The 8991-nt window shown below is 41.8% G+C and carries 10 protein-coding genes; all 10 read right to left on the bottom strand.

Features of this window, described 5'->3' with window-relative positions:
* Window positions 1–324: 324 nt before the first annotated feature.
* Window positions 325–1809, bottom strand: coding sequence for a lysine--tRNA ligase (lysS, locus tag BABA_RS05835; protein ID WP_007084214.1), 1485 nt, complete (start codon window positions 1807–1809; stop codon window positions 325–327).
* Window positions 1810–2157: 348 nt separating this feature from the next.
* Complete coding sequence (gene dusB, locus BABA_RS05830; protein WP_007084213.1) at window positions 2158–3159, bottom strand: tRNA dihydrouridine synthase DusB; 1002 nt, start codon at window positions 3157–3159, stop codon at window positions 2158–2160.
* A gap of 92 nt (window positions 3160–3251) precedes the next feature.
* Window positions 3252–3458 carry a helix-turn-helix domain-containing protein gene (locus BABA_RS05825; RefSeq protein WP_007084212.1) on the bottom strand — a complete coding sequence of 69 codons (207 nt, stop codon included), beginning with the start codon at window positions 3456–3458 and terminating at the stop codon, window positions 3252–3254.
* A complete protein-coding gene (gene folK, locus BABA_RS05820) occupies window positions 3410–3937 on the bottom strand; it encodes a 2-amino-4-hydroxy-6-hydroxymethyldihydropteridine diphosphokinase (RefSeq protein ID WP_007084211.1) in 528 nt (175 codons plus the stop codon). The genes BABA_RS05825 and folK overlap by 49 nt, the downstream gene beginning before the upstream one ends.
* 2 nt (window positions 3938–3939) lie before the next feature.
* Window positions 3940–4299, bottom strand: a complete 360-nt coding sequence (gene folB / locus BABA_RS05815) for a dihydroneopterin aldolase (protein WP_007084210.1) — start codon at window positions 4297–4299, stop codon at window positions 3940–3942.
* The gene (gene folP / locus BABA_RS05810) at window positions 4292–5134 is read right to left on the bottom strand and encodes a dihydropteroate synthase (RefSeq protein WP_007084209.1); all 843 of its coding nucleotides are present in this window, start codon (window positions 5132–5134) and stop codon (window positions 4292–4294) included. The genes folB and folP overlap by 8 nt, the downstream gene beginning before the upstream one ends.
* 108 nt (window positions 5135–5242) lie before the next feature.
* Window positions 5243–6172 (bottom strand): cysteine synthase A, encoded by a 930-nt coding sequence (gene cysK / locus BABA_RS05805; RefSeq protein ID WP_007084208.1) that lies wholly within the window; start codon window positions 6170–6172, stop codon window positions 5243–5245.
* Window positions 6173–6314: 142 nt separating this feature from the next.
* Window positions 6315–7205, bottom strand: coding sequence for a peptidyl-prolyl cis-trans isomerase (locus BABA_RS05800; RefSeq protein ID WP_007084207.1), 891 nt, complete (start codon window positions 7203–7205; stop codon window positions 6315–6317).
* 22 nt (window positions 7206–7227) lie between these two features.
* Window positions 7228–8106, bottom strand: a complete 879-nt coding sequence (gene hslO, locus BABA_RS05795) for an Hsp33 family molecular chaperone HslO (protein ID WP_040345420.1) — start codon at window positions 8104–8106, stop codon at window positions 7228–7230.
* Window positions 8107–8177: 71 nt separating this feature from the next.
* The gene (locus BABA_RS05790) at window positions 8178–8945 is read right to left on the bottom strand and encodes a type III pantothenate kinase (RefSeq protein WP_007084205.1); all 768 of its coding nucleotides are present in this window, start codon (window positions 8943–8945) and stop codon (window positions 8178–8180) included.
* Window positions 8946–8991 lie beyond the last annotated feature (46 nt).

Here is an 8991-nt window from a genome sequence, read left to right as displayed (position 1 = left end):
TACGTTGGCTTAGTTTCTTATAGAAAATAAAAATATTGTTTGTTGACGTTTTTGTTTGTTTAGTTTTCAAAGAACAATTACTCAGTCACCTAAAAGCGACTTTATTATCTTACCAAGTTATTAACCATAAGTCAACAACTTTTTAAACTTCTTTTTTCTTTTGTGTTACTGTCTCGCAGCAACAGATATTAATATACCACCATTAAAGATGGTGTGCAATAGCTTTTTAATCTTTTTTTACGTATTATCTAAAGTAAAAATATTCAAACTCTTCATGGTAGAAAAAATGAAAAAAGTGCCGAAAGTACGGCACTTTTTTAAACATTAACGATGACGCATTAACGGGAATAATAGCACGTCACGAATGGATGGAGAATTTGTTAACAGCATAACTAAACGGTCAATGCCAATTCCTAATCCACCTGTTGGAGGCATCCCGTATTCTAATGCTTCGACGAAGTCCTCATCCATCATATGGGCTTCATCATTTCCTTGCTCACGTTCTTTCAGCTGGGCTTCAAAACGTTCTCTTTGATCAATTGGGTCGTTAAGCTCTGTAAACGCATTTGCATGCTCACGAGCAACAATAAATAACTCAAAACGATCGGTGAATCTTGGATCCTCGTCATTTTTCTTCGCAAGCGGTGAAATCTCTACTGGATGCCCATAAATAAATGTAGGCTGGATCAATTTTTCCTCGACTTTTTGCTCAAAGAATTCATTAACGATATGCCCATAAAGCATGTGTTCCGTAATTTCTACTCCGTGTTCTTTAGCCAGTTCACGAGCTTCCTTAACGCTCATTTCCTGCCAAAAGTCAGCCCCAGTATATTCTTTAATAGCATCAACCATGTGAAGTCTTTTCCACTCTGGTTTCAGATCAACTTCATAGTCACCGTATTGAATGGTTGTTGTTCCTAACACTTCTTGGGCGATATGGGCAATCAGGTTTTCTGTCAGGCTCATGATATCACGGTAATCTGCGTAGGCTTCATAAAGCTCAATCATCGTAAATTCAGGATTGTGACGGGTAGATACACCCTCATTTCTAAATACACGGCCAATTTCATAAACTTTTTCAAGACCACCGACAATTAGACGTTTCAAATGAAGTTCGATGGCAATTCGCATGTATAATTCCATATCAAGTGCATTATGATGCGTTATAAATGGACGTGCCGACGCACCCCCTGCAATGGAATGCATCATCGGTGTTTCAACTTCTAAATAACCATGATTATCTAAATAACGGCGCATGGATTGAATAATGCGGCTTCTGGAGATAAAGGTCTCCTTACTTTCCTGACTCATGATTAAATCTAAGTAACGTTGGCGGTAGCGCTGTTCAACATCCTTCAAGCCGTGAAATTTATCCGGCAGCGGACGAAGAGCCTTTGTTAAGAACGTAAAGTGCTCAACTTTTACAGACAGCTCGCCCACTTTTGTTTTAAATAGCGTTCCATTAACACCGATAATATCTCCTAAATCGGCGGAATCAAACACTTTATACTGTTCCTCTCCAATGGCGTCTTGACGCACATATACTTGGATTTGACCAGTCAGGTCTTGAATATGGGCAAATCCCGCCTTACCTTTACCGCGCTTAGTCATAATTCGTCCTGCTAGGGATACAGAAACATGTTTAGCCTCGATCTCTTCTTTCTCTAATTCTCCATATTCTTCGATTAATTCGTTTGTATTGTGAGAACGGTCAAAACGTTTACCAAATGGATCTAATCCATTTTCACGCATACTGTTCATCTTTTCACGCCTGACCAAAAATTGGTCATTTAATTCTTCCTGACTCATGACTAATTCAACTCCATTGATTTCTTTTTATTGTCCAGCTCCAGTGCCCTAGCGGCTAGTGTCCTTCGCTCTCCGCCCTACGATAAGTTAAACACGAATGCGCCTCCGGCTCTTCGTGTTTCCTTTATCTCAGTTGGAGCGCTCCAGGCCATACGCCGCTGAACAGGGCACTTCCGCTTTTCTTATGTAAATACTCACCGATTTTTTTACATACTATATTATTTTACACAAACTTGACAGTTCAGACATCAAAAAAGTATTTATATAGAATAAAAACTGCCAGTTATTCCACTGGCAGCTCCTTTAGTAACAATGCTATTATAGAAAACGAACCCAGGAAAGTCAAACTTAGCCAACAATTGCCTCGTTTTGTTCCCTTTCTTCCACCTCATTTGCCAATCCATTTAACACTGTGACAAGATCTTCTCTTGTATGACACTCATTAATCGCATTTCGGACGTGCGCATTACCGCGAACACCTTTTAAATACCAAGCCGCATGCTTACGCATTTCGCGAACTGCGATGTACTCATTTTTCAAGGCAATCAAACGATCAAGGTGAAGAATGCAGACATCCATTTTTTCACGAACAGACGGCTCTGACATTAACTTCCCTGTTTCTAAATATTGCACCGTACGGTAAATCATCCATGGGTTTCCTAAGGCTGCTCTCCCAATCATAACCCCATCAACACCGGTTTCATCAAGCATTCTTTTCGCATCCTGCGGCGTTTGAACATCACCGTTGCCTATTAAAGGAATGTTAATAGACTGTTTTACTTCACGAATAATATCCCAGTTTGCCTTTCCTTCATACATTTGCACACGGGTACGGCCATGCAGTGCAACCGCCTTACCACCTGCACGTTCAACAGCTTGGGCATTTTTTACGGCAAAAATATGATCTTCATCCCAGCCCATCCGCATTTTTACTGTTACCGGCTTTTCCACCTCGGAAACAACTGCAGAAACCATTTCATAAATCTTATTTGGGTCGAGCAGCCATTTGGCTCCGGCATCACATTTGGTGATTTTCGGAACTGGACAGCCCATATTGATATCAATGATATCGGCATTAGTATTTTGATCCACGAATTTAGCCGCTTCTACCAGCGTTTCTTTTTCACCGCCAAAGATTTGCAAGCTTAGCGGTTTTTCCCGCTCATCGATATAGAGCATATTCATTGTTTTTTCATTTTTTAAAACGATTCCTTTATCGCTGACCATTTCGGCACAAACTAATCCTGCGCCGAACTCCTTTACCGTAAGGCGGAATGCAGAGTTACAGACACCAGCCATCGGTGCCAGCACAACAGGATTCTTTATTTCAATATCCCCAATTTTCAACATCCAACTACCTGCCTCCTAAAAAAGCACCCGGGTAATCAAAACAGGCACCTGCATTTTCTTATTGTCCAGCTCCAGGGCGCTTCCGCTTTTCTTTATTCCTTTGGCGCTAAATCATCCATACTTATTCTCAAGGAATGAGCGATTCTCTCAAGTAAATCCTTGGCCGGCAGGCGATTACCTCTTTCAATCTCTCCTAAAATTGATACTGATACACCTAATTCCCTCGAAAAGCCTTCCTGAGTGTAACCCTTTAGCTTTCGATAGGCTCGAATACGTCTTCCCCATTTTTCCGCTTCCATATTCGGACTCCTTCTTTATCTGGTAGTTCATTCAACAATAAGTTAAGAGGTTTATCCACCCCTGGGATTCTCTGTTCAGGGGTTATTTCTGCTAGCGGTACCATGACAAACGACCGCTCTACCATTCTTGGGTGTGGAACGGTAAGCTTCTCTGTTTCAATATTTTCTTGGTTAAAGATAAGAATGTCAAGGTCTATCGTCCTCGGGCCCCACCTTACTTCCCTCTTTCTTCCAAGTTCTAATTCCGTTTTAAGACAAAACTCAAGCAGCTCCATGGCATTTAAGCCCGTCATAATCTCAATTACCATATTTAAAAATAAATTCTGATCCTCATAACCGACGGGATCTGTTTCATAGATGGAGGAATAATTTACTAATTCAATATTTGGATGACTTGTTAACCATTTAATCGCACTCGTGATATTATCATAACGGTTTTCGATATTTGATCCAAGGGCAATAAACGCTCTGTTTTCCACTTTTATCTACTCCTTGTTATTTCTACTGCAACAGATTGGTAATGGCCGGGAATCGGCGGGTCTGGCTTTATCATCTTGACTGTAGCATCGGATATAAGCGGGAATTTTTTCAAAACAGCTGCAGCAATTTTCTCCGCAACAGCTTCCACTAATTTATAGGGCTGTCCCTCAACAATTTCTCGGCAAACTTGATACAGTTCGCCATAATTAACAGAGTACTCGAGTTCATCGGTTTCTCCTGCTTTTTTCAAATCGACAGAAACAGCTAAATCAACAGCGAATCTTTGACCCAGCCGAGTCTCTTCCGGGAAAACACCATGATAGCCATAAAACTCCATCCGATTGACATAAATTTTATCCAATTACGACACCCTTTCCCATCATCGCATCCATCATTTTCGCCATCCGGCTCATTTCCTTCACATCATGAACCCGGATGAGTTGACAGCCCTTTTGAATACCGTAGCATATTGTTGCACCTGTACCTTCCATTCTTTCATGAACAGGGAGATCTAAAGCTTCGCCAATCATCCTTTTCCGTGAGGTTGCTAAAAGGACAGGATAGCCGAGCATGACGAGCTTATCTAGGTTTTGCATCATCAACAGATTTTCCTGATAATCCTTTGCAAAGCCAATCCCTGGGTCTAGAATAATATTCTCATCCTTTACACCCGCATTTTTCACAATAGCGATGCTTTCAAAAAGATCATTGATCACGTCCCGGAGGAATAGCTGATAATTTCGGTCGTGTCGGTTATGCATTAAGATGATCGGCACATTATACTCAGCCGCTATTTTCCCCATTTGCGCATCCGCTTTTGCGCCCCATACATCATTGATGATATGGGCACCTGCTTCAATGGCCTGCTTTGCCACCTCTGCTTTATAGGTATCAATCGAAATCGGTAATTGAACATGTTCGGAAATGGCCTTTATTACCGGAATTACCCGGTCAAGCTCTTCCTCCAAAGAAACAGCGGCAAAGCCGGGGCGTGTTGATTCTCCACCGATATCAATGATATCCGCACCATTCGCTTCCATTTCCTTCGCGCGTTCAATTGCGTGTTCGATGCCATTAAATTTGCCGCCATCCGAGAAGGAATCCGGTGTGGCATTTAAAATTCCCATAATCATTGTTTTTTTTGAAAAGTCCAAGGTATATGGGCCGCACTGAATTTGTTCTTGAGCTGTTTTCATTCCATATTCCCCCTATACTCATTTTTTCACTTCTATTATCATACAGGAAAAATAGAATAGTTTACAAAAAAAAATGAGACACCGGCTTTCGCCAATGCCCTCATTTTCTTACTCAGCATCATATTGGTAAAGCGCAGTACTTAAATAACGTTCACCGTTATCTGGAATAATCGCCAGCACCTTTTTACCTTTACCTAATTCTTTCGCCACTTTTAAGGCTGCGGAAATAGCCGCTCCTGAGGAGATCCCGCCAAGAATACCTTCTTCTCTTGCCGCACGGCGAGATGCTTCAAAGGCTTCTTCGGTAGTTATTTGTATCACTTCGTCATAGATGTTTGTATTTAACGTACCCGGAATAAATCCTGCACCAAGTCCTTGCAACTTATGCGGGCCTGGCTTGCCGCCTGAAAGGATGGCTGAATCCTTTGGCTCTACTGCATAAATCTTCACATCAGGGAATTTTTCACGCAAGAGACTGCCTGCTCCGGAAATCGTTCCGCCAGTGCCAATCCCTGATACAAATGCGTCAAGTGTATCCATTTGCTCCACAATTTCTCTGCCGGTCGTTCTTCTGTGAACCTCTGGGTTGGCTTCGTTTTCAAATTGCTGTGGCAGGTAATATCCATGCTCTTTGACAAGCTCTTCCGCCTTTGCAATCGCACCTTTCATTCCCTCAGGGCCAGGTGTTAGCACAAGCTCCGCCCCATATGCTTTAAGCAGGTTTCTTCTCTCCAAGCTCATCGTTTCAGGCATAACAAAGACTGCTTTGTACCCCTTCGCTGCAGCAATCATCGCGAGTCCAATACCTGTATTACCGCTTGTCGGCTCAATTATCGTATCAACACCTGGCTTAATTAGTCCTTTTTCCTCTGCCGCTTCGATCATCGCTAAAGCGATACGATCCTTCACACTGCTGCCAGGGTTAAAATATTCAAGTTTTAAATAAACTTCTGCACTGTTTTGATCAACTAATCTGTTTAACTTCACAATTGGTGTTTGGCCGACTAATTCGGAAACTGAATTTGCTACACGAACCATATTGGCACCCCTATTCCGAGTATTTTTATTGGATATATAGAATTTAACAGTTTTATACTTGTTTTGTCAATTGTTTTACACAGAGTTTTTTCAAAATTTAATCTAAACGAAAACACAGGTGTTAGCCTGTGTTTTTGTTTGCCTATTTATTACGGCCGTAAAACCATTCAACCTTTGCCTCATCCCAGAAGGGTGCTGCAGAAGCTGGGGATTTCATCTGCTCAAGGGCAATTTGCCTGCGGATTTGCTCTTTCACATCAGAATACGTATAATTCTTCCCGTTCATTTTGCCCTCAAGCTTTAATAGGGCATACCCTGCCTTAACCTTAACCGGTTTACTGTACGCACCTTTTTTTAGCTTTTTAGCCGTTTCAATGTAGACCCTGGGAAACTGCTCATCGTTTACACTAATATAGCCGATGTCTCCGCCTTCATTTGCTGAAAATTCCTCGATGGATCGTTCCATTGCTAATGCGGAAAAATTTGATCCATTTGCCAGTTCTTTTGCTGCCTTTTCCGCCTCTTTCTTGGTTTTCACGATTATATGTGATAAATGATAGGCATCTGGAACATTAAAAAGATTTTTATTTTTGTCATAATAGCCTTTCAATTCTTTCTCCGATACTTTTACGTCCTTTGTTAACAGTTCTTCTAATAGGAGTGTTTTTCGAATTTGTTCTTTCCACTTTTTTTCACTTTGAATGTTTTTAGAACTGAAAGAATTATAGGTGGACTGCAGCATGCTAAATTCCCGCTCAACATCTTGGTCAGACACTTTTATTTTGTATCTCGCCGCCATTTCCTCTACGACCTTGTGATCAATCATTTCCTTTAAAACGTCTTTTCCATATCTTGTTTCTAGTTCATTCAACCATTCTTGTCTTGAAATTGACTTTTTCCCCACGGTTGCCACTGTCTCATCATTGATTGCCGCACCGCCGACCTCGTTTGCCCTAGTGAGGAAAAAGGCAACTGTTAAGCAATTAATCATAATGAGGCCGGCAATAACCATCCAAAGCTGCTTCTTTCCCAAGCTTTTCCCCTCACGATAACAATTATTTAGCTTCTTTCTTAAGCCCCTCTAGTTCTTCCCGAGAAAAAAGATACTTTTCATTACAAAAATGGCAGTGAGCCTCGGCCTGTCCATCTTCTTCAATCATAGCGGTAATTTCGGCAGTACCTAACCCAGTAATAGCATTCGCAAAGCGTTCTTTCGAACAATTGCATTGGAAGCTTACAGGCATTGTTTCTAAAACCTTTACTTGTTCTTTGCCAAACAATTCTTCTAAAATTTGCTCTGGCGTCAGACCTCGTTCAATTAGAATAGAGATTGGCTCAATCGTTTTTAACCGTTCTTCAAGTTTCTCAATTACCGGTTCCGGGGTTCCAGGCATTAATTGAAAAATAAACCCGCCTGCAGCCAAAATCGTATCATCAGGATTCACTAAAACGCCCACACCAACGGAGGAAGGTACCTGCTCAGACGTAGCAAAATAATAGGTAAAGTCTTCACCTAATTCACCAGAGACAAGTGGAACCTGACCGGTAAAGAAGTCACGCAAACCAATGTCCTTAACAACAGCCAGCATCCCATCTGTACCGACTGCGCGGCGGACATCAAGCTTGCCATTTTCTGTTGATTCAAAGTCAACCTCTGGATTAGTCACATAGCCGCGAACCTCGCCTTTTGCATTACTATCAACCACAATTGGGCCAATTGGGCCGCCGCCGTTTATTTTAATCGTTAGTTTATCCTCACCCTTTAGCATCGCACCCATCATTAGCCCTGCGGTCATCGTGCGGCCAAGCGCCGCAGAAGCAGTCCGCCATGTTTGATGGCGCCGCTGCGCCTCGCTAACTGTCTCAGTTGTACGAACAGCATATGCTCGTACATTTCCATCATAGGCAAGCGCCTTAACTAGATAATCCTTCATTGCCAAACTCCCTTCTAGCTGTCTCAAATTGTCCAGCTACAGCGCCCAGGCGCTTCCGCTTTTCTTATATATTATCCCATATTTCGGTTATAGATAAGCTGCAGACCCTTTAATGTTAAATATGGATCAACAACATCGATAACCGTTGATTCTTTAGCAATTAATGGTGCCAGTCCGCCTGTCGCAATCACGGTTGGTTTCTTCTCGCTTTGCTCTGTCATACGTTTGACAATGCCCTCAACTTGTCCAACATATCCGTAGACAATTCCTGCTTGCATTGCAGCAACGGTGTTTTTACCGATTACCCCTTCAGGACGGGCAATTTCAATCCGTGGCAATTTTGCTGCCCGCGAGTAAAGCGCCTCTGTGGAGATCCCCACCCCGGGAGCAATTGCTCCGCCCATATATTGACGCTCTTCATTCACATAACAATAAGTAGTTGCTGTTCCAAAATCAACAATAATTAACGGACTTCCATACTCATGGATAGCCGCAACAGCATTAACAATCCGGTCAGCGCCAACCTCTCTTGGGTTTTCATATTTAATATTAAGCCCTGTTTTTATCCCTGGCCCAACAACAAGCGGCTTAACGTGAAAGTACTTTTGGCACATTCTCTCCAAAGCAAACATGATGGGCGGAACTACCGACGAAATGATAATCCCATCAATATCTGAAAAAGATAATCCAGAATGATCAAATAATGCTTTGATATTCATGCCAAATTCATCTTCCGTGCGGTTCCGATTTGTTTCAATACGCCAATGGTATTTAAGTTCATCACCCTGATAAACACCTAAGACAACATTTGTATTTCCTACATCAAATACGAAAATCAAATCTATCACTCGCTTTATCAATTATTCTTTTTTTACTTCTCAACAT

The sequence above is a fragment of the Neobacillus bataviensis LMG 21833 genome (assembly GCF_000307875.1).
Lineage (GTDB): Bacteria > Bacillota > Bacilli > Bacillales > Cytobacillaceae > Neobacillus > Neobacillus bataviensis.
The sequence above is the reverse complement of the archived record's forward strand: the minus strand, read 5'-3'. Positions and strand labels throughout refer to the sequence as shown.